This window comes from Nocardia sp. NPDC049149 (genome assembly GCF_043197455.1).
Taxonomy (GTDB): Bacteria; Actinomycetota; Actinomycetes; order Mycobacteriales; family Mycobacteriaceae; genus Nocardia.
Map to the genome: position 1 here is coordinate 322,538 of NZ_JBICTD010000001.1, position 25,506 is coordinate 348,043.

A 25,506-nucleotide genomic window follows, 5' to 3' on the forward strand; every position below is an offset into this window, starting at 1 on the left:
GTCGATGGAACCCGGTCTCACCGTCCCGACCTGGCACTCACAGGTAGAGAGTGCCAAAGCCATTTCTAGCACTCAGGGGTGCCGAGTGCAAGGTCGGGGTGCGGCCGGCTAGGCCGGTCCGGGTAGGGCAGGCTAGGCCCGGTCCGGGGTAGGGCAGGCTAGGCCCGGTCGTCGACGCGCAGCACCAGCGCCACGAACGCGTCCGTCCTGCGTTCCTCCGGGGAACGCGGCTCGCCACCCTCGACCGTGACGAGCTCAGCATCGTGCAACAACAATTCGGCCTCGACCCGCATGATCGCCCGAATAAATGGGGGCGCCACCTCGGGAGGTAGGTCGCCGTTTACGACATAACCGCCGTCCGGCTGGGACTCTGTGGAGACATAAGAAAGCGCACGCAGTAGATCGGCGCGTCGTTCCCCCGCGATTAGGTCGGAATCCGTTTCATCCGCCATTGCTACAGCTTAGCGGGCCGCGGGCCCGCGTAGATTACGGAGGGGAAATCATGATCGACACCGGCTTTTTCTCGGCGTAAGGGGACGGCGATGGGGCAACGGCCCTTCGAATCGCTCTATCGACACGGTTTCGCGCGGGTGGCGGTGGCGGTGCCCGGCGTGCGGGTCGCGGATCCGGCCTACAACGTCGAGCAGACCGTGACGCTGGCCAGACAGGCGGCGGCCGACGGGGTGCTGTTGACCGTGTTCCCCGAGCTCGGGCTGTCCAGCTACACGGCCGACGACCTGTTCCACCAGGACGCGCTGGACGATGCCGTGCAGGACGCGCTGGCGCAGGTGGTGGCCGCGAGCGTCGATATCGACACCGTGCTGGTGGTCGGTGCGCCGGTGCGGGCGCAGGGGCGGCTGTTCAACTGCGCGATCGCGGTGTGCCGCGGCGCTGTGCTCGGCGCCGTGCCCAAGAGCTACCTGCCGAACTATCGGGAGTTCTACGAGAAGCGCCAGTTCGCGGCCGCCAGGGAGAACCTGGACACGCACCTCACCATCGCCGGGCAGTCGGTGCCGTTCGGCGCCGACCTGCTGTTCACCGCGACCAACCTCGACGGGTTCGTCTTTCATCTGGAGATCTGCGAGGACGGCTGGGTCCCGGTGCCGCCGAGCGGGTACGCGGCGCTGGCCGGGGCCACCGTGCTGGTGAACCTGTCGGCGAGCAATATCGTCATCGGCAAGGCCGACTACCGCCGCGCGCTGTGCACCTCGCATTCGGCGCGTTTCCTGGCCGCCTACTTGTATTCGGCTGCGGGGCACGGCGAATCGACCACCGACCTGGCCTGGGACGGGCAGGCGCTGGTGTGCGAGAACGGCGACCTGCTCGCCGAAGGCGTGCGTTTCTCCGATCATCCGCAATTGATCACCGCCGACCTGGATCTGCGCCGACTTGCCGCGGATCGTTTGCGCACCACCAGTTTTGCCGACAATGTGCACGACCACCGGGAACAACTCGCCAGGCTGCGGCGCATCGATGTGGAATTGCCGATACCCGAGGGCGTCGTCGAACTCAGGCGCGAAATTGAACGATTCCCTTACGTGCCCGCCGATCCCACGGTACGCAATGAACGCTGCGCCGAAGTACATCACATCCAGGTGGAAGGGTTGAGCACGCGGCTACGCGCCACCGGAATGCAGCGCGTGGTCATCGGTGTTTCCGGCGGACTCGATTCCACCCAGGCGCTGATCGTGGCGGCCAAGACCATGGACCGGCTCGGCCTGCCCCGGGCAAATGTGTTGGCGTACACCATGCCCGGCTTCGCGACGAGCACCCGCACCCGCACCGACGCGCACCGGTTGATGGCCGCGCTCGGCGTGACGGCGGCCGAGATCGACATCCGCCCCTCGGCGACCCAGATGCTCAGGGACCTGGGCCATCCGGCCGCCGACGGGGTGCCGCAGTACGACGTCACCTATGAAAATGTGCAGGCGGGCGAGCGGACGTCGCACTTGTTCCGGCTGGCGAATCAGCACGGCGCGCTCGTGCTCGGCACCGGCGATCTCAGCGAACTCGCCCTCGGCTGGTGCACTTTCGGCGTCGGCGACCACATGGCGCACTACAGCGTGAATGCCTCCGTGCCGAAGACGCTGATCAAATACCTGATCGCCTGGTCGGTCGAGACCGAACAGTTCGGCAAGGCGGGCAGCGAGGTGCTCGCCTCGATCCTGCACACCGAGATCTCACCGGAACTGGTGCCCGCCACCGATTCCGCGGCGCCGAGCCAGAGCTCCGAAGCCACGGTCGGCCCGTACGAACTGCAGGACTTCCACCTCTACTACCTGCTGCGCTTCGGCTATCGCCCGAGCCGCATCGCCTACCTCGCCAGGCACGCGTGGTCGGACGCGAGCCGCGGCCCATGGCCGGACCTGATCCCCGCCGATCAGCGCAACGCCTACGACCTGCCGACGATCAAACGGTGGCTCGCGGAATTCCTGCGCCGCTTCGTGCAGACCAGCCAGTTCAAACGCTCGACCCTGCCCAACGCCCCCAAGGTCGGCTCCGGTGGCTCGCTGTCGCCGCGCGGCGACTGGCGCGCACCCAGCGACGCCTCGGCCGCGGCCTGGCTGGACGAGCTGTCCCGCAACGTCCCGGATTGACCTGCTGCCCGGCAACGCATTCCGACACGGACAGCGGGGACAGACGTCGATTGCCTAGGGTGGCGGTGTGAGTGAAGCACCCGGCTGGAAGGCCATCGACGACGCACTGCAGCCGCTGTATGGCGATACCGAACCTATCCACTGGGCCACCGATCACCGCTGGTCGCTCGGCGGTCCCGATCCGCTCGACGGAATCAGCGCGTACGCGCGCACCGAGCCGGTCCCGCATTGGCACTACATCAGTTACGGCATGACCGAGCTGTACGAGAAGGAGTGGGACAACCCCGACGAGTCCGGCTGGGGATTCGAGTTCACCTTCCGCCTGGCCCGCAAGCCCACCGATACCGAGCCGCCAATGTGGCCAGCCACGTTTCTGCAGAACCTGGCGCGCTATGTCTTCCAGTCCGGCAAGTGGTTCGAGCCGGGGCACACGATCAAAGCCAACGGACCGATCGCCGCAGACCAGCCGGATTCGGGCATCCGCGCCGTCGGCTTCATCGCTGACCCCGAGCTCGACCCCATCGAAACCCCGCACGGCAGACTGCATTTCCTGCAGCTGGTGGGCCTGACCATGCCGGAGTACCGGGCCGCGCAGGGCGGGCGGACGCTCGCCCTGCTCGCCGAGCTGGCACCGCAGCTCCCGTTGTTCGTCACCGATACCGAACGCGCACCACTGGTTTCGGAGCCGAAGCCGCAGGCGCAGTGGCCGCGCTGGGGCGGTGGCCTGCGCGGCCGGGCCTGAGCCGCCTCGAGGGAAGCGCCTCAGGCAGCACGTGCCGCCGGTAGTCGTTGCGTCGGCACGGCTTGCTGATGCGCGGCCCTGCGACGCATCGCCCGGCGACGACACGCTCGTGTCGTGCGTACTGCGCGAAAGCCGAGACGAGCGTGGCGGATCCGCGGTCGGGCCTGCCCCGCCAGCACGAGCCCGACACCGAACAGCGCGGCAACCACGGCGGCCTGCTCCGCACCGGACCGCGCCCTGCTCATTGCCCCTGGGCCACGATCTGGGAGAGCAGGTCGACCAGGTGGGCCTCGGTCTTCGCCTTGTCGACCCCGAGGTCGGTCAGCAGGCCGCTGCCGTTCTCCTGCTCCAGCAGTGCGAGCAGAATGTGTTCGGTCCCGATGTAGTTGTGCCCCAAGCGAAGTGCCTCACGGAAGGTGAGCTCGAGCGCCTTCTTGGCATCCGGGTCGAAGGGAATGAGCGCGGGCACCTCCGTCGAGGCAGGCGGCAGCGCGGCGTTGGCGGCGTCGCGGACCGCGTCGAGGGTGACGCCGTTGGTCGGGATCGCCGCGGCGCCAAGACCTTCCGGCTCGGACAGCAGTCCGAGCACCAGGTGCGCGACCGTGATCTGCGCATTGCTTGCCGTCCGTGCGGCCTCCTGCGCGGCAACCACCACCGCGCGGGCGCGGTCGGTGAACCGCGCGAAGCCCGCGTTCGGGTCCATCTGAGCGGCATCGCCCGGCGTCTTCGGCACGAAGCGCTTCTGCGCGGCCTGCTTGGTGACGCCCATGCTTGCGCCGATATCGGTCCACGAGGCGCCGGTCCGGCGTGCCTGGTCGACGAAGTGTCCGATCAGGTGGTCGGCGAGTTCGCCGAGGTGATTCCCGACGACCACGGCGTCGGAGAGTTGGTCGAGTGCGTTGTCGGGGCGGGCTTTCTTGATGCCGTCGATCAGGTCGTCGAGGCGGATCGAAGGGTTCGTCATGCGTCAACCATAGGTTGACGATCCATCATCGTCAACCCAAAGTTGACGAACCGCACTCCACTACCGGACACTAGTGCGGCGATACCCCACCGGCACCCGGAACACCCATGGCGCCAACATGATTCATGGACGAGCCGCCCATGCCGCCCCGCGCACTATCCCCTCCTTCACCCAGGCGGCCGCCCGGCCGGTCAGCACCGTGCTCGCGGGCGAATCGTCGGCGCGCAGCGCCTGGATGACACCGTCACGGCGGCCGAGGCTCACGCACTGGACCACGTACCGGAACCGCAGCGTTCGCGGCTCGGCGCCGCGCAGCCGTGCGGCGATGACATCGGCGGCGTACTTGCCGGTGGGTAGCGCGGTCGCGCAGGCCATCCGCAGTTCCCGGCCACCGGGGCCGGCGACCACCGCACTGTCGCCCGCGGCGTAGACATCCGGATGTGTGGTCGACCGCAGCGACGAGTCGGTCAGCACCCGCCCGGTGGCATCCACCCCGAGACCGGCCCGCGCTGCCAGGTCCGGCACGCCGAATCCCGCGGTCCACACCGTCGCGGCCGACTCGATGGTCGTGCCGTCGGCCAGGCGGACACCGGCCGCGGTCACCTCGATCACCTTGGCATCCGAGCGGATCTCGACGCCGAGCCGCGCCAGCACCCGACGGATATGGGCCTGTGCACGCGTCGACAGCCAGGCGCCCGGCTCCGCGGCTCCGAGCAGTACGACGCGCGAATCCGGTTGCGTTTCCGCCAGTTCCGCGGCCAGTTCGATTCCGGTGGCACCGTTGCCGACCACGACGACGGTTCCCGCCACCGCAGTGAACCTGGCCGTGTCCTCAGGCGTCGACACCGAGTAGGCATGCTCGGCAACACCAGGCACACCGTCGAGGTCGGCACTGCTGCCGAGTGTGTACACCAGGGTGTCGTAGTCGAGAGCCGCTGCGGTGTCGAGCACTACGCGCTTCCGGTCGGTGTCGAGCTCTGTAGCCCTCGCACGAACGAAACGAATCTTCTTGCCTGCCAACAGCTCCCGCAGATCCCACGCCGGAATCCGCTGTCCGGCCGCCTGTTGATGCAGCCGCACCCGTTCGACGAAGTGAGTCCGGCTGTCCACCACGGTGATCTCGGCCCCGCGCGCCTTGTCCGCGAGGCGGCGTGCGGCGGCCAGGCCCGCGTATCCGGCGCCGAGGACGACGATCCGATGCTGTCCGGTCATGATGTGGCTCCTCTCTAGATCGGCTGACACCATCCAGACCGGATAGCCCCGCCATCCATGACAGCGGGCCGCCGTGAGCCGCATCACGCCCTTACGCGGTCGCCTTACCGGACTTCGCGAAGTAGGCGAGCTTCTCGGGATTGACCACCAAACGCAGCGCGGCGACCGCGCCGCCGACGAACTCCACCGCGACCACCGCGAGCGGCGCTCCATCGATCCTGGCCACCGCGGCGGGTGCGCCGTTGACCTCCTCGACGCGGATCTCCCACCCGGGCACCTCCCACCGGAACAGTCCGGCCAGGTACCGCGCGACCTGCTTCGCGCCGACGACCGGCCGCCGGGCCGCGGTGACCTGACCGCCACCATCGGCGGTCGAGACGACATCGGAGGTCAACATCTCCTCCAGCGCTTCGAGGTCGCCGTTGCGTGCCGCCTTGAGGAACCGCTGGATCAATTCACCCGCGTGCTCGGGCGGAATATCGAAGCGCGCCCGGCCTTCTCGCACCCGGATGCCCGCCCGCCGGAAGATCTGCTGCGAGTTGGACTCGCTGATGGTCAACATGTCTGCGATCTCGCGGTGCGCATAGCCGAACGCCTCGCGCAGCACGAAGACCGCCCGCTCGACCGGCGTCAACCGCTCGAGCGCGCACAGCAGCGCCAGCGAAACCTGCTCGCGCTCTTCGACGGTCTCCAGCGGGCCCAACTCGCCGTGCGCGGTGGGCACCGGCTCGGGCAGCCACGGCCCGGCATAGGTCTCCCGCCGCGCCCGCGCCGAAACCAGTTCGGTGCGACAGTGATTCACCAGCACGGTCGTCAACCATGCTTCGGCGGCACGGATTCGGCTCCGGTCGGCGGCATCCCAGCGCAGATAGGTCTCCTGCACGGCGTCCTCGGCTTCGGCGGCCGATCCGAGCATGCGATAGGCGAGTGCGAACAGCCGAGGTCGATGGCCGACGAATTCCCGCACCCCGTCCGGCTCCATCGCCACCTCCCTGTGCTTACCCACCCCGCCGCCTCCGCCGGCCGCCGTCCCCTTCCGGCCCCGACCTCCGGACATGACCGTACCGCTCACCCGGGCGGACAGTCGCCCGAGTTCACCACCCGCAGAACCGGCGAAGCCGAACAGCCGCTTCAGGCCGAACGTCGCCGCACCGAAACCACCGGCGCCGAACCCCGTGCCGCCGAAGCCGCCGACCGTCACCAGAGTGTCCATGCTCCGGAGCCTGCGCGCCCTGCCTTGCCAAGACCTTAAGAAATCCCAGCGAGAAGTAACTAGCGCGGCATGTCGTTGATACCGCGCTGCTTACCGCCCGGCCTGCGTAACCGCAGCCGGGCGGTGGAACCGCGAATCGCCGGGCGGCGGATCACCGGCCGACGCTGCGCACGCCGTTGCGCGCGCCGCTCGGCGGGCTTGTGCTGCCAGGTTTCCGGGCGCGCGGCCACCCAGCGCTGTGAGTGCCAGGCGAAGGGAATGTGCCCGAGGTACAGCGCGACCAGGATCAGCAGCAACACGACCGGGAAGGTGACGAGCAGCGCCGCGGCGAGCGCGACGAGCACGAGCAACCCGGCGGCGGCCTGCGGCGCCACCGACACCGACTTCATGGCCAATGTCGGAATGGTGCTGACGCACAACGCCGCCGCGACGACGGTCCACACCGCGACGGCGTAGAAACCGACCCACCACCCGTCGCCGAACTCGACGAACAGCGCGACCGGAACCATGGCGATGAGCGCGCCCGCCGGGGCGGGCACCCCGACGAAGTATTCGCGGGACCATTCCGGGCGGGTGTCGTCGTCCAGCAACGTGTTGAACCTGGCCAGCCGCAGCACGATGCTCACCGCGAACAGCAGGGCGATGATCCAGCCCGCGGTTTCGCTGTGCAGCAACGTCACATAGAGCACCAGTGCGGGCGCGACGCCGAAGGAGATGGCATCGGAGAGCGAGTCGAGCTCCGCGCCGATCTTGGTGGTGGCGTCGAGCATTCGCGCCAGCCGACCGTCGAGGGTGTCGAGGACCGCCGCGGCGCCGATCATCGCGAGCGCGAGGTCGAGCCGGTTGTCCAGGCCGAACTTCACCGCGGACAACCCGGCGCACAACGCCAGGATGGTCACCACACTCGGCAGCAGCCGGATCGTGCGGCGCCGTCGTCGCTGGGTCGGAACAGCCGACTCCATCATGAAGCGGACGGGGACTCGAGCACCGCCAGCACGGTTTCGCCGCCGATGGTGCGCTGGCCCGGCTCGACGAGCAGCTCGGTGCCTGCCGGGAAGTAGGTGTCGACGCGCGAGCCGAAGCGGATCAGCCCGTAGGTATCGCCGATCGTCAGCTTGTCACCGGCTTTGGCGTCGCAGACGATGCGGCGGGCGAGCAGCCCCGCGATCTGCACCACCACCACCTGTCGGCCTTCCGGGGTATCGAGCACCATGCTGTTGCGCTCGTTCGCCGCGCTGGCTTCCGGCAGGTCGGCAGAGAGGAACTTGCCTGGCTGATGCAGCACGCTGCGCACGACGCCGGACACCGGCGTGCGTTGCACGTGCACATCGAGCACCGAGAGGAAGATGCTCACCCGGGGCAGCGGCTGGTCGCCGAGGCCCAATTCTGCTGGCGGAGCTGCGGTGTCGACGAGGGCGACCTCGCCGTCGGCGGGCGCGACCACGGCGCCTACCCGGTTCGGCGGCACCCGATTCGGGTGGCGGAAGAATGTCGCACACGCGGCGGCGGCAAGCAGTCCCGTTCGGCGTACCCACTTGCGCCTGCCGCCGAGGACGGCGACCGCGAGAGGTGCTGCAACAAACGGAAGCCCGGCGGGATGCAGTGGGGGGATCGCGTTGCGGATCAGATCGGCGACGTGACCGACTCCGGTGCGTTCAGGCGTGCCGGGCGGCGTGGGACGGCGGGCCACAGGCTCCTCTTTCGTGCTAGATGCAGACGGATCGCGCCTTCAACGATAGGAACGGCGCAAGCGTTCACACCTTACGGGACTCGGAGCCTGTGGCACGGCGTCGTCAGCTTCGGACTTTGCGTCCCGTAACCAGCCCGACCAGGAACAGCAGGATCACCGCGCCACCGAGGCAGGTGAAGAAGCTGAACCAGAGGCCGCCACCTTGCACATCGACACCCAGCAACTTCAAGAAGAACCCACCGAGTAGGCCGCCGACGATGCCTACGACGATGTTGAGCAGGATGCCCTGCTGGGCGTCCGTCTTCATGATCTTGCTGGCAATCCAGCCCGCAAGACCGCCGATGATGATCCACCCGATAATCCCGAGACCGAGCATGGTGACCTCGCATCACTAGTTGGGTTTCACGCCGCCTGAAAGCAATTCAGCGTGCTACGAGCGTATACCCGGGGGATGTGAGAATACGCACGACAGATCGGCGATTCTCGGGCTAATATGAGGGGGCCTCATGTCTACGGCTCCGTAGGTGTTGGCTTGTTGATGAGGGACCCTTTCGAGGCTTCGCGCGGACAACCCGGCGCCGGTGCCGCAGGTACATAGGAGACGCAGATGGCTGCTCGCATCGCCCAGACCACAGGGGCAGAGCACACGGCGATCCTCGGGCTCGGCGTTTACCGCCCGGCCCGAGTCGTGACCAACGACGAAGTGGCCGGTCCGATCAACTCGAGCGATGAGTGGATCCAGACCAGGTCCGGCATCAAGACCCGGCGGTTCGCCGACAAGTCCGAAACCCTGCACAGCATGAGCGTCGCGGCCGCGCGTGACGCACTGGCATCGTCGGGCATCGCCGTCGATCAGGTCGACTGCGTGATCGTCGCGACCTCGACCCATCTGCTGCTCACCCCCGCCGCCGCACCGCGCATCGCCACCGACCTCGGCATGAACGGCGCCGCCGCGTTCGACGTCTCCGCGGGCTGCGCAGGCTTCTGCCACGCACTCGCGCTCGCCTCGGACCTGGTCCGGATCGGCACCGCCCAGCATGTCCTGGTGATCGGCGCGGAGAAGCTGACCGACACCATCAACCCGACCGACCGCTCGACGGCATTCCTGTTCGCCGACGGCGCGGGCGCGGTCGTCGTCGGCCCGTCTGACGAGCAAGGCATCGGGCCGACGGTCTGGGGTTCGGACGGCACCCAGCACCACGCGATCCGCCAGGACAAGGACTGGGTCGAGTTCTTCCAGGAGATCGAGGAAAAGGGCACCGCGGCGGTGCGCCCCTACATGGCGATGGAGGGCACCGCGGTATTCCGTTGGGCCGCACACTCGTTGGAGAAGGTCTGCCGCGACGCCGTCGACCGGGCCGGACTGTCCACCGACGACCTGGACGCGATGATCCCGCACCAGGCCAACGGCCGGATCATCGAGATCATGGCGCGGGTCCTCAAGCTGCCGGAGCACTGCGCGCTAGCCAACGACATCGAGGAAACCGGCAACACGTCGGCCGCGTCGATCCCGCTGGCCATGGAGGCGCTGCTACGCAAGGGCGAATCCAAGCCGGGCGACACCGCGTTGCTCATCGCGTTCGGCGCGGGACTGTCCTACGCGGCACAGGTGGTGACGCTGCCCAAGTGGCAGTAACCGTCGACATCAACACCCGGCCGACGTCAACACCCGGCCGACGTCAGCACCCGGCCCCGGCCGACGTCAGCACTCGGCCCCGGCCGACATCAACCAAGCCCCCAGGTGACCTTCACCGTGAACGTCACCGTCTGCGTGCCTGGTTCCAGCGCAAGCGATTGCGCCGATCCCGCGTCGCGCGCGGCGGCCTTCGGACTGTCGTCGCGAGTGCTCGCCTCGCTGATGGTGAGCACGTCGGTGAGCTTCACCCCGGCCAGCACCGCGTACTGCTCTGCCCGCGCTTTGGCGTCGGCGAAGGCACGGGCGCGCGCGTCGGCGAGCAGCTTCGAGTTGTCGTCGATCGCGAAGGACACTGAGCGCAGCCTGGTTTCGTCGCCACCCGCGGCGATCGCGCTGTCGAGCACACCGGAGGCCTTGCTCAGGTCACGCACGACGACCCGAACCGAGTTCGTCGCTCGATAGCCGACGACGGTGTTGCCGCCGTTCGGCCCGCCCGCGTACTGCGGTTGGATCGAAACGTCGGTGGTGCGCACGTCCTCCCGGACCGCCCCGGCCCCGACCATGGCGTCGGTCATCGCCTTCGCCTTCTCGTTGGCGCGGGCAATCGCCGCCGAGACATTGTCGGCCGTCACCTCGACGCCGATATCGCCGTTCAAGATATCCGGGGCGCCACGCACCTGACCGGTACCGACGACCGTGACGTCACGCCGAGGTCCGGAATCGGACGAGCCACAACCGCTCACCAGCACAGCGGCTCCCGCGAGCGCGGCAACAGCCGCGGACCAGCGCGTCATTGGTCGCATACCTCGGCAACATACGCACCGAACCCGGTGTCGCGCGGCCGAACACGCCGGATCGGTCGCGGCTCAGCCGCGCGACTCGACCACGGCTTTGATCTTGCCGAGCGTTTCGTTCATGCCGCGGACCAGCTCTTCCTCGAAGGCTTCTTCGCCGCCGAGCGCGGCGTTGATGGCCTTGCGGGAGATCCAGGTTGTGCCGTTGGGGACATCGCGGCGTTCGGTCAGCCTGGTGCCGGTTTCGGTCGGCTCGAGCGTGTAGCTCCAGATCGTGCGATTGTCGTTGATCTTGAAGGCGAAGCTCCGGTTCGGCTCGAACCGCACGATGCGCCCCGTGGTCGGCCAGTACTTCTTGCCGTCCTTGTTCAAGTGCAGCGTCCAGGTACCCGGCTTCGCCGACCCGAGCAGCAGCATCCGCACGCACTGCGGGCTGAATTCGGGCATCCGCCCGAGGTCGGAGACCACGGCCCACACCTGCTCCGGTGGCGCGGTGATGTCGATCGTCACTTCGAGATTCTTCGCCAACGGTGCCTCCGCAAGTCCAGGCGGTCGGGCCGGTGCGTGATGCCTGGCCGAGCACGCTTGATGGTCAGCACACAGTTTAATCGGGAAGACAGTTGGGTCACATTCAGCATGTTGTGCATCGATCTTGGTAATGCCGGGCGCACAATGCCGGATAGAAGAAGCAAAGACACTGCCTCCAGCTTTTCCGTCAAAACGTGAGGTGATCGGCCGTGAAACTGCGCTCTTTCTTGCACAGGCACGCGGAACACGTTCCGCTGCTTCCCGTCAGCGACCCCGACGGCGCGTCCGCTCGCGGCCCGTCGGCCGAGAATCTCGAACGACTTCTGACCCCCAACGAACTCGACCTGCTGCGCCATCACAAGGTGTGAGGCGTCCGCTTCGAGAGAAACGCCGACGACTTGGTTTGCCTGAGCATACATACTCGTTAGGTGAGTTCTCCCGCTGCTACGAAGCCGGCCATCTTGAGCGTCGACGATGATCCCGGTGTTTCCCGCGCGGTCGTCCGCGACCTACGACGCCGCTATGGCGCCGATTACCGGATTCTGCGCGCGGAATCGGGCGCGCAGGCGCTCGATGCCCTGCGCGAGATGAAATTGCGCGGTCAGCCTGTCGCGGTGCTGATCGCCGACTACCGGATGCCGGGCATGGACGGCATCGAATTCCTCGAGCAGGCGATGGACCTGCACCCGTACGCCCGCCGCGTGCTGCTGACCGCCTACGCCGACACCAGCGCCGCGATCGACGCGATCAACGTGGTCGATCTGGACCACTATCTGCTCAAGCCGTGGGACCCGCCGGAGGAGAAGCTGTACCCGGTGCTGGACGGCCTGATCGAGGCCTGGCGCAGCAGCGAACACCGGCCGATCACCGAGACCAAGGTGGTGGGCAACCGCTGGTCGCCGCGGTCCTCGGAGGTGCGCGAGTTCCTGGCCCGCAATCAACTGCCCTACCGCTGGTATCTGGCCGACGAGCCGGAGGGCACGCGACTGCTCGAGGCCGCGGGCGCCGATCCCGAACGGTGTCCGGTGGTGATCACCGCGGCCGGTGACGCACTGGTTCAGCCCTCGGACAGCGAGCTGGCCGAGCACGTCGGACTCACGGTCAACGCGACGGGCGATTTCTACGACCTGATCGTGGTCGGCGGCGGCCCCGCAGGCCTCGGCGCGGCGGTCTACGGCGCGTCGGAGGGGCTGCGGACCGTGCTCGTCGAGCGCACCGCGACCGGCGGTCAGGCCGGGCAGAGCTCCCGCATCGAGAACTACCTCGGCTTCCCTGACGGGGTGTCCGGCGCGCAGCTGGCCGATCGCGCACGGCGGCAGGCGGCGAAATTCGGCGCCGAGGTGATCACCACCCGCGAGGTGATCGGGCTCGAGGTGAACGGTTCCGCGCGCACGGTGCGCTTCGCCGACGGCGGCAGGCTCTGCGCGCACACGGTGATCATCGCGACCGGTGTCGACTACCGCAGGCACCCCGCGCCCGGTGTCGACGAATTCACCGGGCGTGGCGTGTATTACGGCTCGGCGATGACCGAGGCCGCCGAGTGCGCCGACCGCGACGTCTACATCGTCGGCGGCGCCAACTCGGCGGGCCAGGCCGCGGTGTTCCTGTCACGCAACGCGAAGACCGTGCATCTGGTCGTGCGGTCGGAGTCGCTGGAGAACTCGATGTCGCACTACCTGATCCAGCAGATCGCGCAGATCCCGAACATCAAGGTGCACACCAACACCGAGGTGACCGCCGCCGACGGCGACGAGCACCTGCAGCAGATCGTGTTGCGCGACAACCAGACAGGCAACGAGGAGAAGGCCGAGGCCGAACGGCTGTTCCTGTTCATCGGCGCCGCGCCGCAGACCGGCTGGCTCGACGGCGTGATCACCCGCGATCAGGCGGGCTACGTGCTGGCCGGGCCGGATCTGCTTGTCGACGGCGGACGCCCGGCGGGCTGGGAATTGCCGAGGCCGCCACATCATTTGGAGACGAGCGTGCCCGGGGTGTTCGTGGCCGGCGACGTGCACGCCGATTCGGCCAAGCGCGTCGCTTCGGCGGTCGGCGAAGGTGCGATGGCGGTGATGCTCGTGCATCGGTACCTGGCGTAAACAGGAGGCTGGCAGATGAATTCAACGGAAAACGCGGAGCGCAGCAGCCGAATGGTCTGCGACCCCGCGGAATTGCGCACCCTGTTCCTGTTCGAGAAGTTGACCGACGAACAGCTGGACTGGTTGTGCCGGGACGGGCGGATCGAATCCATCGAACCGGGCCTGGTCTTTCGCGAGGGCGAGCCTGCCACCTGCTTCTACGTGCTGATGGACGGCGAGGTGGTGCTGACCAAGCTGTCCGGCGGCACCGAGATCGAGCTGGTCCGCACCCAGCACCACGGCTCCTACGCGGGCGCGTGGAGCGCCTACCTCGGCGACAAGGTCGATCAGACCTACAACAGCTCGCTGTCGGTGACCAGGCCGTCCCGGTTCTTCGTGCTCGACAGCGAGATCTTCGCCGACATGATGCACGAGTGGTTCCCGATGGCGGTGCACCTGCTCGAGGGCGTGTTCTTCGGCAACAGGAACGCGAACGCGCGGGTCGGGCAGCGCGAGCGCCTGCTCGCGCTCGGGTCGTTGTCGGCGGGCCTCACCCATGAGCTGAACAATCCGGCCGCCGCGGCCGTCCGGGCGACCTCGGGCCTGCGCGAACGGGTCGCAGGCATGCGGCACAAGCTGGCCATGATGGCCGAGGGCAAGTTCGACACCGAATCCCTCGGCGCGCTGGTGCGGTTGCAGGAGGAGGCGGCGGCACAGGTGGCCAAGGCGCCCGAGCTGACGCCGATGGAGGCCGCCGACCGCGAGGACGTGCTCGGCGAGTGGCTGGAGGAGCACGGCATCCTCGACGGCTGGAACCTCGCGCCGAACTTCGTGCAGGCCGGTTTCGACGTCGACTGGCTGGAGCGGGTCGGCGCCACCCTGGAAGGCGCGCCCGAGCAGGTGTTCCAGGGCGCGATCCGCTGGTTGAACTACACCATCGAGACCGAGCTGCTGATGAACGAGATCGCCGACTCGACGACGCGCATCTCCTCGCTGGTCAATGCGGCCAAGCAGTATTCGCAGATGGACCGGGCGCCGTTCCAGGTGGTCGACATCCACGACCTGTTGGACAGCACGCTGGTGATGCTCAGCCGCAAGATCGGCGACGGCGTCGAAGTCGTCAAGGAATACGAGCGGTCGCTGCCCCAGGTGCCCTGTTACGCAGCGGAATTGAACCAGGTGTGGACCAACCTGATCGACAACGCGGTGTACGCGATGCAGGGCCATGGCACGCTCACCATCCGCACCAGGCACGAAAACGACTGTGCCGTCATCGAGATCGGCGATACCGGACCCGGCATTCCCGAGGAGGTGCGCACCAGGATCTTCGAGCCGTTCTTCACCACCAAGCCGATGGGCGAGGGCACCGGGCTCGGCCTCGACATCTCGTTCCGGATCGTGGTGAACAAGCACGACGGTGACATCCAGGTCGACTCCGAGCCTGGTAAGACCGTTTTCACGGTCTGGCTGCCGTTGCATCGCACACCGGAGGAACAGGCCGACGTCGCACCGGAACCCACCGTAGGAGGTCATCCATGACGCAGGAGCTCGAAGGCATCGATACGGCCGTACCGCCGAGCGGCACCGGGTGTATGGAATGCGAAGCGGCCGAAGGCTGGTGGGTGCATCTGCGCCGCTGCGCCCAGTGCGGGCACATCGGCTGTTGCGACACCTCCCCCGAGCAGCACGCGACCAAGCACGCGAAAAACACCGGCCACCCGTTCATTCAGAGCTTCGAGCCCGGCGAGGACTGGTACTGGAACTTCCAGACCGAGGAGATGTACGGCGACGGACCGGAACTCGCACCGCCGACCAGCCACCCCGTCGATCAGGGCGCGCCAGGCCCGCGCGCCAGGGTGCCCGCGGACTGGCAGGCACACATCCACTGACTCGTGCGGCACCCGGTACGCTGCACCGAATGCGCCGGGCCTCCGGCCACCATCGAACCGACAGATCCACCGGGGAAAGCACGGTATGAAGCGAACTTCCGCCCTCGTCCTTGCCATCGGGACGGCGGCTTTGCTGCTGGCAGGCTGCGGCGGGTCCTCGAACGACGCCGTCGACGCGAACGGGCTGCGCAAGGGCAGCTCGGCCACGAGCACGACGTCGGCGGCGGCCAAGCCGTCGACGTCCGCCGCCGCCCCGTCGAGCACGGGCACGCCGCCCACGAGCAAGTCCGACACCGGTGCGTCCGGCGCCGCGTCGAAGACCACCTGCGCCGAGTTCAAGACGCTCGACACCGACGCGGAGAAGGCGCTGATCGAGCGGATCCTGGCGGAGAACCCCGACAGCAAGTTCGCGGGCAGCCCGAATGTCGCGCTCGGCACGGCGAAGCTGGTCTGCCTGTCGGGTAGCGCCGCGAACACCTCGGTCGCGGTCGCCGTCGGGATCGTGCCCAAAGACAAGTAAGTCCGCGGCTGCCCGCCGTCCCGGCCACAGCCCGCCGTCGGCGCGGCAGAATGGCACGGTGGCAGAACTGGCGCTCACCGCTCGATTGAATCCGTCCGCGGCCGACGCACGCCGCGGCGTGGTGCGGCTGCATCCCGAGGCGCTCACCGCGCTCGGGTTGCGCGAGTGGGACGGGATCTCGCTGGTCGGCGCGCGGCGTACCGCCGCGGTGGTCGGGGTCGCCCCGGCGGGCACTCCCGCCGGGGTCGCGTTGCTCGATGACGTGACGCTGTCCAACGCTGGTCTGCGCGAGGACGCGACCGTGGTGGTCGCGCCGGCCACCGTGTACGGCGCAAAGCAGATCTCGGTGAGCGGCTCGGTGCACGCCACCCGCACCATCCCGGCGGCGACGCTGCGCCAGGCACTGCTCGGCAAGGTGGTGACCGTCGGCGACGCGGTCTCCCTGCTGCCGCGCGATCTCGGGCCCGATATCAGTTCTGCCGCTGCCTCCCAAGCGCTTTCGCGCACCTTCGGCATCGCGTGGACCACCGAACTACTGACCGTCACGACCACCGATCCGCGCGGCCCGGTGAGCGTGCAACCGAACACCGCGGTCGTCTGGGGTGCAGGCGTGGTCGCCGCCAGAAACGCCGCCGATCGCGCGCTGGCCGGGACCCCGGTCCCGAGGGGCGAGGCGGCCCGCGCCGTCACCGAAGCGGCGGCCTTCGAGGGCGCGGCGGCATCGGAGGGGGCCGCGGCCGGCCGCCTCGCCGCGACCAGGGAGATCAATCCGCCGATCACCGTCAAGGATCTCGCCGGTGCGCACAGCCAGGCGACGAAGCTCACCGAATGGCTCAGCCTCGCTCTGGACGAACCCGAACTGCTCAAAACCCTGGGCGCGACACCGCATCTCGGCGTGTTGATCACCGGGCCGGCCGGTGTCGGCAAGGCCACCCTCGCCCGCGCGGTCACCGCACCGCGCCGGATCGTGGAACTCGACGGCCCGACGATCGGCGCCGCCGAGAGCGGCACCCGGCTGCGTGAGGTGGCCGAGGCGGTGTCCGACGCGTGTTCCGGGCAGGGCGGCATCCTGTTGATCACCGACATCGACGCGCTGCTGCCCGCGCAGGCCGAGCCGGTCGCGACGCTCATCCTCGATCAGCTGCGGGCCGCGGTCGCCGAGCCGTGCGTCGCCTTCCTCGCCACCACTGCCCACCCGGCCGGGATCGATGCTCGATTGCGCGCGCCCGACCTGTGCGACCGCGAACTCGCCCTGGCACTTCCGACCGCGACAGTGCGAAAGTCGTTGCTGGAACAGCTGTTACGCCGGGTGCCGACCGGGGAGCTGATGCTGGACGAGATCGCGGCGCGCACTCCGGGTTTCGTGGTCTCCGACCTCGCCGCGCTCTGCCGGGAGGCGGCGTTGCGCGCGGCCTCGCGGACCAGCAAGGAACACATCGATCCCCAGCTCACCCAGCCGGACCTGCTCGGCGCGCTGACCGTGATTCGGCCGCTGTCCCGTTCGAGCGTCGACGAACCCGCCATCGGCAGCCTCACCCTGGACGAGGTCGGTGACATGGTGGAGACCAAGCAGGCCCTCACCGAAACGGTGTTGTGGCCGCTGCGCCACCCGGACTCGTTCGCCAGGCTCGGCATCGACCCACCGCGCGGCGTGCTGCTCTACGGCCCGCCCGGCTGCGGCAAGACCTTCCTGGTGCGGGCACTGGCCAGCACCGGCCAGCTCAGCGTGCACACGGTCAAGGGCGCCGAGCTGATGGACAAGTGGGTCGGTTCCTCCGAGCGCGCGGTGCGCGAATTGTTCCAGCGCGCACGCGATTCCGCGCCCTCGCTGATCTTCCTCGACGAGGTGGACGCGCTGGCGCCGCGGCGCGGCCAGACCGGCGATTCCGGGGTGGGCGATCGGGTGGTCGCCGCCTTGCTCACCGAGCTCGACGGGGCGGAGCCGCTGCGCGACGTCGTTGTGCTCGGCGCGACCAACCGGCCGGAGCTGATCGACCCCGCGCTGCTGCGCCCCGGACGGTTGGAGCGGCTGGTGTTCGTGCCGCCGCCGGACAGCGCGGCGCGGCTGGCGATCCTGCGGACGGCCGGGCGCGCGGTGCCGCTGGCAGGCGTCGACCTGCCCGCCCTGGCCCGCCAGCTGGACGGCTACTCGGCGGCGGACTGCGCGGCGCTACTGCGCGAGGCGGCGCTGGCGGCGATGCGCCGCGATGTCGACGCCGCGGACGTCACCGCGGCCGATGTGGCGGCGGCCCGGTCGGTGGTGCGGCCCTCGTTGGACCCGCTGCAGGTCGAATCGCTGCGCCGGTACGCGGAGACACGGGGGCAGCCTGCGGGCGGAGAGGGCCGCTACCTTTAGCAGCCGAGAGGTTGGCTAACACCTGATTAACGGCCAATTACTGGCACTTCTGCCAATTCGACATCAACTGGCGAAGTGGCGGCAATCACAGGCTGGCCGGTCGGACGCGGGTATGTTCGGCCTGTGCGGCGAATAGGCGTTCCCCCACCAACGCTGCGGCCCTCGCCAGCGCTGCGACGGAGCGCGGCCCGATGACGGACCCGCTGGAGCCACCCACTCCGTCGGCTTCGTCGTCCGCCGTCCCGCTGCGGCTGCGCCCACTCGGCGACGCGTTCGACGCGGTCACCGCCTTCTTCGCGGCCGTGGTCGCGGCCGTGACGATGTTCCTGCCGATCTCCTTCGTCACGGTGCGTGACAGCTCGCCTTACCTGTTGTCCAGCCTGACCAGCAGCGTGCCGCGCGGCGCGGCGATCGGCGTCATCATCGCCACCTCGGTCGCGGTGCTTGCCTGTACGGCGGCCAGGCCTGCGACGGCCTGGCTCGCCGCGCTGCTCGGCATGTTCGTGCAGCTGATCAATCACATTGTCGGACACAATGCTTCGTCAGCCGACATGCTGACCACGCAGAACTACGTCGACGCGGTGTGCGCGGGCGTCGTGCTCGGCGCGCTGGGCGCGGCGGTCCTGCGCAGGCCGTTGCCCGCCATGGGCTTCGCGCTCGGCGGCGTCGGCTTCTTCCTGTTCAGTGATCTCGCCGAGCTGCTCGACATCGACGACGACCCGTTCGCGGTGCTGGAGACGCCGCCGCGCTGGCTGATCGCGGTCGCATTGGCGCTGCTGCTCCTCAGCACCCTGCGCAATTGGTCGCGCGCGGGCAAGCCGGAGACGGCGAAGATCTCGATCGAACTGCCGGTGGCGCCGATCCTCGCGGCGATGGTGCTCGCGCTGGTGATCCTCGCGGTCACCGAGTGGCTGAACCGGCAATACGTCACCGCGCCCGCCATCGACCATGCCGTCGACATCGGGATCACCGCGGCGGCCACGGTGTTCGCCGCGACCGCCGCCGCGATGCTGCTCCCGAAACGCGACGGGGTTGGCATCTATCTGGCGATCAGCTTGACCGCGACCGCCGATGCCTTCGGCTACGCGCAGCGTCCTGGCTGGAGCATCTGGCTGTTGGTCGTGCTCGCCGCGATCGGCCTGCTCGCAGGCGTGCGGCGGCCGTCGACGACGCTGGCCGTGCTGCTCATGATCGTCATCGCCGTCTTCGCCATCAACACACCCGCGGACTCGAACTGGATCGCATTCTCCATCGGCAGCGCGATTCTCGCGCTCACCGCCGGGTACTGCTGCGGCACGGCCTGGCCTGCCTACCCGCCGAGCGCCGTGCTCGCGATCGCCGCGCTGTACCTGCCGTCGGTGGTCGGCTCGCTGCCGGACAACACCAAGAGCTGGCATGTCGACGAAGGCGCCGCACACAACTCGACACCGGGCCGAGCCGCGCTGGCGATCGTCCTCGGCAGCGCGGTCGGCCTCGCCGTGCTGTATCGCCTACGGCCGCGCGGCAAGCCGAATCGGACGGGACCGACCGCCGACGAAGCGTTAGCGGATATATAGCTTCAGCGGCACGGGATGACCGACGCCACGGCCGACGGGACGCGGAAGTCCCAGGCACAACGTAGGATTATCCCGGACCACCCCGCCGCCCCTACCCGACGGAGTGTAGTTTGCTCGCCATCCTGCTCGCCCTCGCCGCCGCCGCGCTGGTCGCACCGCTGTGGGTAAAGGCGCTGGGGCGCAACGCTTTTTACGTGCTGGCCGTGGTCCCACTCGCCGGTCTCGGCTGGGTGTTCGCGAATTGGGGTAGCACACAGCAAGTTCGGCTGGCCTGGGCGCCGAGCATCGAGATGAACATCGATCTGCGGTTCGATTCGCTCGCCGCGGTCATGAGCGCGCTCGTCCTCGGCGTCGGCGCGCTGATCCTGGCCTACTGCGCCCGCTACTTCGACGACGACGAGCCCCGCCTCGGGGTGTTCGCCGCCGAGATGGTCGGCTTCGCCTGCGCCATGTTCGGCTTGGTCACCAGCGACAACATCCTGCTGCTCTTCGTCTTCTGGGAAGTGACGACGGTGCTGTCGTTCCTGCTCGTCGGCCATCACGCCGAGCAGGCCGCCAGTCGCCGCGCCGCCATCCAGGCCCTGTTGGTCACCGCGGCAGGCGGCTTGGCGATGCTGGTCGGATTGATCATCCTCGGCGAGGCGAACGGCAGCTATCTGCTCTCCGACCTGCTGGCCCGCGCGCAACCGCCGCACGGGCTCGCGGTGAACGTCGCGGTGGTGTTGATCCTGATCGGCGCGCTCAGCAAGTCCGCCGTTGTCCCGCTGCATTTCTGGTTGCCTGGCGCGATGGCGGCGCCGACACCCGTCAGCGCCTATCTGCACGCGGCGGCCATGGTGAAGGCGGGCGTGTATCTGGTGGCGCGGCTGGCCCCGGTCTTCGCGGACAACCCGGTCTGGCATCCGCTCGTGCTCACCCTCGGAGTGGCGTCGATGCTGCTCGCCGGGCTGCGGGCGATGGAGGTCACCGACCTGAAGCTGGTGCTCGCCTTCGGCACGGTGAGCCAGCTGGGGTTCCTGATCGTGCTGGTCGGCCTCGGCACCCCGGACGCGGCGCTGGCCGGTGTCGCGTTGATCGTCGCGCACGCGTTGTTCAAGGCCTGCCTGTTCATGGTCGTCGGGATCATCGATCACAGTGCAGGCACCAGGGATCTGCGGCGACTGTCCGGGCTCGGCCGCCGTGCCCCGGTGCTGTGCGGTACGGCGGTGCTCGCCGCGCTGAGCATGGCGGGGATCCCGCCGCTGATCGGATTCGTCGGCAAGGAAAGTGCTTTGGGCGCGATCCTGGACACCGAGACGATCGCCGGGCCCATACGCGTTGCACTGGCGGTCGGCGTGGTGCTCGGGTCGATGCTCACGGTGGGCTACAGCGCACGGTTCCTGTGGGGCGCGTTCGCCGACAAGACCCTGCACCCGTCGGAGCAGGGTGCGCACCGGGCGAGTCCGGCCGAGGGCCACCCGGCGTGGTTCGAGCACAGCGCCGAAAAGCACGGGCCCCCAGCACATGCCGCCAAACACGGCGAGGCGGCACGCGCCGAGCACGCCAGGCCTGCCCGAGCGACGACGGTATGGCACGCGCCGAGCGCATTGTTCATCGCGCCCCCCGCGATCCTCGCGGCAGCGGGTTTTCTCGCGGGACCGGCCGCACCGTGGCTGGATCACCTTTTCAGCCCGTACGCGGAAACCCTGCCCGCGGAACTGCTTTCGCACCTGGCGCTCTGGCACGGGCTGACCGTTCCGCTCGCGCTGACGGTCGTGATCATCGCGGGCGGCCTCGGCCTGTTCCAGCTGCGCGATCGGCTGCGGGATCCGGAGCGCCCGCGGCTCGGCAACGCCGACCGCGCCTACGACGCCACCCTGCACGCCATGGACCGGCTTTCGCTGCGGATGACCGGCGCCGTGCAGCGCGGCTCGCTGCCGCTGAGCCAGGCGACGATTCTCGGCACGCTGATCATCCTGCCTTCGGCGCTGCTCGCCGTCGGCACCCGCACCGGAGTCGAACTGCGCCTGTGGGATTCGCCGCTGCAGGCGGTGATCGGCGGGATCATGATCGCGATGGCGCTCGGCGCGACGGTGCTGCGCAACCGGCTGGCCGCGGTGCTCGTCGTCGGCGTCACCGGATACGGCTGCGGCGTGATCTTCGCGCTGCACGGCGCCCCGGATCTGGCGCTGACCCAATTCCTGGTCGAGACACTGACCTTGGTGATCTTCGTGCTGGTGCTGCGGGCCTTCCCCGCGGAGATCGAGGAGAGCAGGGCCACCGCGTTCAAGGCGCGCAGGGCGCTGCTGGCCGCACTGGTCGGCACCGCGGTCACCGTGTTCGGCGCGTTCGCGACGGCGGCACGCACCGCAGAGCCGATCTGGTACCGAATCCCCGATGCCGCTTACCAATTCGGCGGCGGCAAGAACGCCGTCAACGTGCTGCTCGTCGACATCCGGGCCTGGGACACCCTCGGTGAGATCTCGGTGCTCGTGGTCGCCGCGACCGGTGTCGCCTCGCTGGTGTTCCGCAGCCGCCGCTTCGGCAGTGCGCCGCGCGCCGCGGATTCGCCGAACTACGACCCGGATCTGGTGAGCTGGTTGCCCGCCGGGCGGCTGGTCGATCGCGCGGACCGCTCGATGGTCCTGCAGATCACCACCCGGCTCGTCTTCCCCACCATCATGGTGCTTTCGGTGTACTTCTTCTTCTCCGGCCACAACGCGCCGGGCGGCGGCTTCGCCGGCGGGCTCACCGCGGGGCTCGCGCTGACGCTGCGCTATCTTGCGGGCGGGCGGTACGAACTCGGCGAGGCACTACCCGTCGACGCAGGCCACCTACTCGGGGCCGGGTTGACCATGGCCGCCGGAACCGCCGTCAGCTCACTGTTTTTCGGCGCACCGCCGCTGTCCTCGGCGATCTTCGAGGTGACGCTGCCCGTGCTCGGCCACGTCAAGCTGGTGACCGCGTTGTTCTTCGACCTAGGTGTCTATCTGATCGTCGTCGGCCTGGTGCTCGACGTGCTCCGCAGCCTCGGAGCTCGCCTGGACAGCGAGCTCGCCACCGTAACCCGTTCCGCGAAAGGAGATTCCGCGCCATGACCGGCAATCTCACGCTGCTGATCGTGATCGGCATCCTGGTCGCCTGCGGGGTGTATCTGATCCTCGAGCGCGCGGTGTCGAAGATGCTGCTCGGCCTGATCCTGTTCGGCAACGCGGTGAACCTGCTGATCATCACGCTGGCAGGACCGGACGGGCGGGCGCCGATCCAGGGCCAGACCGACACCACCCACCGCGACACCGCCGACCCGCTCGCCCAGGCGATGGTGCTCACCGCGATCGTGATCACCATGGGCCTGGCGGCTTTCGTGCTCGCCCTCGCCTACCGCTCCTACACGCTCACCACCACCGACGACGTCGAAAACGACCAGGACGACGTCGATATCGCCCGGCGGCGCGAGCGAGAGGACCCGGAAGATTGATCGTCTCCCCCGAGCTGCTTCCGATCCTCACGCCGCTCCCGGTGCTGGTGCCGCTACTCGCCGCCGCGGGCACCCTGGTCTTCGGCCGCAGACCGCGGACCCAGCGGATCATCATGCTCGGCGCTCTCGGCGCCGTCGTCGTCATCTGCGCGCTGCTGCTGTATCTGGCCGACCGCAACGGCACCACCGCGCTGCAGGTCGGCAACTGGGAGACCCCGATCGGCATCACGCTGGTGGTGGATCGGCTGTCCGCAGGCATGCTGCTCGTCTCGTCCATCGTGCTGCTCGCCGTCGCGATCTACGGTGCGGGACAGAATATTCGAGACGGCGACGAGCGCCAGCCGACGTCCATTTACCGGCCCACCTACCTGGTGCTGACCGGCGGTGTCGCTGCCGCGTTCCTCGCCGGTGATCTGTTCAACCTGTTCGTCGGGTTCGAGATCCTGCTCGCCGCCTCGTTCGTGCTGCTCACCGTCGGCGGCACCGAGGCACGGATCCGGGCAGGCGTGTCGTACGTGATGGTCTCGATGGTGGCGTCGCTGATCTTCCTGACCGGCATCGGGCTCACCTACGCGGCCACCGGCACGCTGAACCTGGCGCAGTTGGCGCAGCGGATCGGCGCGGTGCCGGAGGGGACGCGCACGGCCGTCTACGCGGTGCTGCTCGTCGCCTTCGGCATCAAGGCCGCGGTGTTCCCGCTGTCGAACTGGCTGCCCGATTCGTACCCGACCGCGCCTGCGCCGGTCACCGCCGTTTTCGCCGGCCTGCTCACCAAAGTCGGTGTGTACGCGATCATCCGGACGCACTCGCTGCTGTTTCCCGGCGGCGAGTTCAACTCGATCCTGCTGGTCTGCGGGTTGCTCACCATGCTTGTCGGCATCTTCGGCGCGATCGCGCAGAGCGATATCCGGCGGTTGCTGTCGTTCACCCTGGTGAGCCACATCGGGTACATGGTGTTCGGCGTCGGACTGGCCAGTACCGAGGGGCTCTCCGGTGCGGTTTTCTATGTAGCGCACCACATTCTGGTGCAGACGACGTTGTTCCTGGTGGTCGGGCTGATCGAGCGGCAGGCGGGGTCCACCTCGCTGCGCAGGCTCGGCGGGTTGGCAACGGCGAGCCCGCTGCTCGCCGTGCTCTTCCTCATTCCGGCACTGAATCTTGCTGGCATACCGCCGTTTTCGGGGTTTATCGGCAAAGTCGCGCTGCTGCAGGCCAGTGTGGGCGACGGCAGCGTGCTGGCCTGGATCCTGGTCGCCGGGTCGGTGCTCACCAGCCTGCTGACGCTGTACGCCATGGCGCGGGTGTGGAGCAAGGCGTTCTGGCGGCCGCGGGCCGAGGCGCCGGAGGGACACCTCACCGCGGCGAAAACGCCGTCGCTGGTGGAGGATTCGACGGACGTGCACTACGACGATCGTCCGCATCCTGGGCGGATGCCGCTCATGATGGTCGGCTCGACGATCGGGCTGCTGGTGGTCGGCCTCGCCCTCACCGTGTTGGCAGGCCCGGTCCTGCGCATCGCCGACCGGTCGGCCGCGGACCTGCGCGACCCTGCCGTCTACATCACCGCGGTCCTCCAGCCCGCCGACGACGCGCCCGGCGGAGCCGCACTAGGCAGGCCAGGCGTCGGCGCGGATCCGCACACCGAATGCCGGGTGGCAGGCACGACGGGAGGCAAGCCATGCGGATAAGCCGCGACAATGTGGTGCGCATCGGGGTGCTCGGCTGGTTGACCGTCGTCTGGACCGCGCTGTGGGGCGATCTCGGTGCGGCAACCATCCTGGCCGGGCTCGCGGTCGGTGCGCTGATCATGATGGCGTTGCCGCTGCCACGGGTGCCGGTCAGCGGCAGGCTGCATCCGCTGTCCATGCTCGAATTGATCGTTGTCGCTTCGTATTACGCGATCGAATCCAGCGTGCAGGTGGCCTGGTTCGCGATCAGGCCAGCGCCACCGCCGGTCTCCGGGGTGCTGCGCGTCTATCTGAGCACCAAGTCCGATCTGGTGCTCGTGCTCTGCACCGACCTGCTGAACCTGATTCCGGGCACCATGGTGCTCGAGATCGATCGGCGGCGGTGCATCGTCTACGTGCATGTGCTCGACGTGAGCAGCGACGCGGCGGTGGACAAGTTCTACCGGACGACGCGCCGCCTGGAGAAGCTGCTCATCTCATCGTTCGAACGCCACTCCGAATGGCGTTCCAGCTCAACACCTCCGGAGGTGTACTGATGACCGAGCGTAGCGAGGGAACCATGGACACAGCACCATCGGTCGCAGCGGAA

23 protein-coding genes are annotated in these 25,506 nt (G+C 68.5%); 14 read left to right on the forward strand and 9 right to left on the reverse strand.

Going from position 1 to position 25,506, the window contains the following annotated elements; translation table 11 throughout:
• Nucleotides 1-158 precede the first annotated feature (158 nt).
• A complete protein-coding gene (locus tag ACGFNJ_RS01630; RefSeq protein ID WP_040739548.1) occupies nucleotides 159-452 on the reverse strand; it encodes a hypothetical protein in 294 nt (97 codons plus the stop codon).
• Nucleotides 453-542: 90 nt separating this feature from the next.
• On the opposite strand from ACGFNJ_RS01630, the gene ACGFNJ_RS01635 reads away from it, so the two are divergent.
• The gene (locus ACGFNJ_RS01635) at nucleotides 543-2,597 is read left to right on the forward strand and encodes an NAD(+) synthase (protein WP_393442241.1); all 2,055 of its coding nucleotides are present in this window, start codon (nucleotides 543-545) and stop codon (nucleotides 2,595-2,597) included.
• A 67-nt stretch (nucleotides 2,598-2,664) separates the two neighbouring features.
• Nucleotides 2,665-3,339 carry a suppressor of fused domain protein gene (locus tag ACGFNJ_RS01640; protein WP_393442242.1) on the forward strand — a complete coding sequence of 225 codons (675 nt, stop codon included), beginning with the start codon at nucleotides 2,665-2,667 and terminating at the stop codon, nucleotides 3,337-3,339.
• A 241-nt stretch (nucleotides 3,340-3,580) separates the two neighbouring features.
• On the opposite strand, the gene ACGFNJ_RS01645 is transcribed toward ACGFNJ_RS01640, so the two are convergent.
• The 6 genes from ACGFNJ_RS01645 to ACGFNJ_RS01670 form a co-directional block, all read right to left on the reverse strand.
• Complete coding sequence (locus ACGFNJ_RS01645) at nucleotides 3,581-4,303, reverse strand: Clp protease N-terminal domain-containing protein (protein ID WP_393442244.1); 723 nt, start codon at nucleotides 4,301-4,303, stop codon at nucleotides 3,581-3,583.
• A 123-nt stretch (nucleotides 4,304-4,426) separates the two neighbouring features.
• On the reverse strand, nucleotides 4,427-5,515 hold the full coding sequence (locus ACGFNJ_RS01650) for an NAD(P)/FAD-dependent oxidoreductase (RefSeq protein ID WP_393442246.1): 1,089 nt from the start codon (nucleotides 5,513-5,515) through the stop codon (nucleotides 4,427-4,429).
• Nucleotides 5,516-5,606: 91 nt separating this feature from the next.
• Nucleotides 5,607-6,728 carry an RNA polymerase sigma-70 factor gene (locus ACGFNJ_RS01655; RefSeq protein ID WP_393442248.1) on the reverse strand — a complete coding sequence of 374 codons (1,122 nt, stop codon included), beginning with the start codon at nucleotides 6,726-6,728 and terminating at the stop codon, nucleotides 5,607-5,609.
• 59 nt (nucleotides 6,729-6,787) lie between these two features.
• Nucleotides 6,788-7,690 carry a CDP-alcohol phosphatidyltransferase family protein gene (locus tag ACGFNJ_RS01660; RefSeq protein WP_393443701.1) on the reverse strand — a complete coding sequence of 301 codons (903 nt, stop codon included), beginning with the start codon at nucleotides 7,688-7,690 and terminating at the stop codon, nucleotides 6,788-6,790.
• Nucleotides 7,690-8,418 (reverse strand): phosphatidylserine decarboxylase, encoded by a 729-nt coding sequence (locus ACGFNJ_RS01665; protein WP_393442250.1) that lies wholly within the window; start codon nucleotides 8,416-8,418, stop codon nucleotides 7,690-7,692. Before ACGFNJ_RS01665 ends, ACGFNJ_RS01660 begins: the two co-directional genes overlap by 1 nt.
• 103 nt (nucleotides 8,419-8,521) lie before the next feature.
• The gene (locus ACGFNJ_RS01670; protein ID WP_069160741.1) at nucleotides 8,522-8,794 is read right to left on the reverse strand and encodes a GlsB/YeaQ/YmgE family stress response membrane protein; all 273 of its coding nucleotides are present in this window, start codon (nucleotides 8,792-8,794) and stop codon (nucleotides 8,522-8,524) included.
• A 231-nt stretch (nucleotides 8,795-9,025) separates the two neighbouring features.
• On the opposite strand from ACGFNJ_RS01670, the gene ACGFNJ_RS01675 reads away from it, so the two are divergent.
• On the forward strand, nucleotides 9,026-10,054 hold the full coding sequence (locus ACGFNJ_RS01675; RefSeq protein WP_393442252.1) for a beta-ketoacyl-ACP synthase III: 1,029 nt from the start codon (nucleotides 9,026-9,028) through the stop codon (nucleotides 10,052-10,054).
• Between the two features lie 89 nt (nucleotides 10,055-10,143).
• Here ACGFNJ_RS01675 and ACGFNJ_RS01680 read toward each other — a convergent pair whose 3' ends face one another.
• Both ACGFNJ_RS01680 and ACGFNJ_RS01685 read right to left on the reverse strand, forming a co-directional pair.
• Nucleotides 10,144-10,857 (reverse strand): SIMPL domain-containing protein, encoded by a 714-nt coding sequence (locus ACGFNJ_RS01680; protein ID WP_393442254.1) that lies wholly within the window; start codon nucleotides 10,855-10,857, stop codon nucleotides 10,144-10,146.
• Nucleotides 10,858-10,920: 63 nt separating this feature from the next.
• Entirely contained in the window at nucleotides 10,921-11,376 is a 456-nt protein-coding gene (locus ACGFNJ_RS01685) for an SRPBCC family protein (RefSeq protein WP_393442256.1), read from the reverse strand.
• Nucleotides 11,377-11,585: 209 nt separating this feature from the next.
• On the opposite strand from ACGFNJ_RS01685, the gene ACGFNJ_RS01690 reads away from it, so the two are divergent.
• The 11 genes from ACGFNJ_RS01690 (at nucleotide 11,586) to ACGFNJ_RS01740 (ending at nucleotide 25,453) form a co-directional block, all read left to right on the forward strand.
• Nucleotides 11,586-11,744, forward strand: coding sequence for a hypothetical protein (locus ACGFNJ_RS01690; protein WP_167837577.1), 159 nt, complete (start codon nucleotides 11,586-11,588; stop codon nucleotides 11,742-11,744).
• Between the two features lie 60 nt (nucleotides 11,745-11,804).
• The gene (locus ACGFNJ_RS01695; RefSeq protein WP_393442259.1) at nucleotides 11,805-13,472 is read left to right on the forward strand and encodes an FAD-dependent oxidoreductase; all 1,668 of its coding nucleotides are present in this window, start codon (nucleotides 11,805-11,807) and stop codon (nucleotides 13,470-13,472) included.
• 15 nt (nucleotides 13,473-13,487) lie between these two features.
• The gene (locus ACGFNJ_RS01700) at nucleotides 13,488-14,990 is read left to right on the forward strand and encodes an ATP-binding protein (RefSeq protein ID WP_393442261.1); all 1,503 of its coding nucleotides are present in this window, start codon (nucleotides 13,488-13,490) and stop codon (nucleotides 14,988-14,990) included.
• A complete protein-coding gene (locus ACGFNJ_RS01705) occupies nucleotides 14,987-15,340 on the forward strand; it encodes a UBP-type zinc finger domain-containing protein (protein ID WP_393442263.1) in 354 nt (117 codons plus the stop codon). The genes ACGFNJ_RS01700 and ACGFNJ_RS01705 overlap by 4 nt, the downstream gene beginning before the upstream one ends.
• Before the next feature lie 85 nt (nucleotides 15,341-15,425).
• Nucleotides 15,426-15,860, forward strand: a complete 435-nt coding sequence (locus ACGFNJ_RS01710; protein WP_393442265.1) for a hypothetical protein — start codon at nucleotides 15,426-15,428, stop codon at nucleotides 15,858-15,860.
• 58 nt (nucleotides 15,861-15,918) lie between these two features.
• Nucleotides 15,919-18,216, forward strand: coding sequence for an AAA family ATPase (locus ACGFNJ_RS01715; protein ID WP_393442267.1), 2,298 nt, complete (start codon nucleotides 15,919-15,921; stop codon nucleotides 18,214-18,216).
• Between the two features lie 191 nt (nucleotides 18,217-18,407).
• Entirely contained in the window at nucleotides 18,408-19,772 is a 1,365-nt protein-coding gene (locus ACGFNJ_RS01720; RefSeq protein WP_393442269.1) for a hypothetical protein, read from the forward strand.
• Nucleotides 19,773-19,882: 110 nt separating this feature from the next.
• The gene (locus ACGFNJ_RS01725) at nucleotides 19,883-22,849 is read left to right on the forward strand and encodes a Na+/H+ antiporter subunit A (protein ID WP_393442271.1); all 2,967 of its coding nucleotides are present in this window, start codon (nucleotides 19,883-19,885) and stop codon (nucleotides 22,847-22,849) included.
• Nucleotides 22,846-23,229, forward strand: a complete 384-nt coding sequence (locus ACGFNJ_RS01730; RefSeq protein ID WP_069164819.1) for a Na(+)/H(+) antiporter subunit C — start codon at nucleotides 22,846-22,848, stop codon at nucleotides 23,227-23,229. The genes ACGFNJ_RS01725 and ACGFNJ_RS01730 overlap by 4 nt, the downstream gene beginning before the upstream one ends.
• Complete coding sequence (locus ACGFNJ_RS01735; protein ID WP_393442273.1) at nucleotides 23,226-24,917, forward strand: Na+/H+ antiporter subunit D; 1,692 nt, start codon at nucleotides 23,226-23,228, stop codon at nucleotides 24,915-24,917. The genes ACGFNJ_RS01730 and ACGFNJ_RS01735 overlap by 4 nt, the downstream gene beginning before the upstream one ends.
• The gene (locus tag ACGFNJ_RS01740; RefSeq protein ID WP_393443703.1) at nucleotides 24,914-25,453 is read left to right on the forward strand and encodes a Na+/H+ antiporter subunit E; all 540 of its coding nucleotides are present in this window, start codon (nucleotides 24,914-24,916) and stop codon (nucleotides 25,451-25,453) included. Before ACGFNJ_RS01735 ends, ACGFNJ_RS01740 begins: the two co-directional genes overlap by 4 nt.
• Nucleotides 25,454-25,506: the final 53 nt, after the last annotated feature.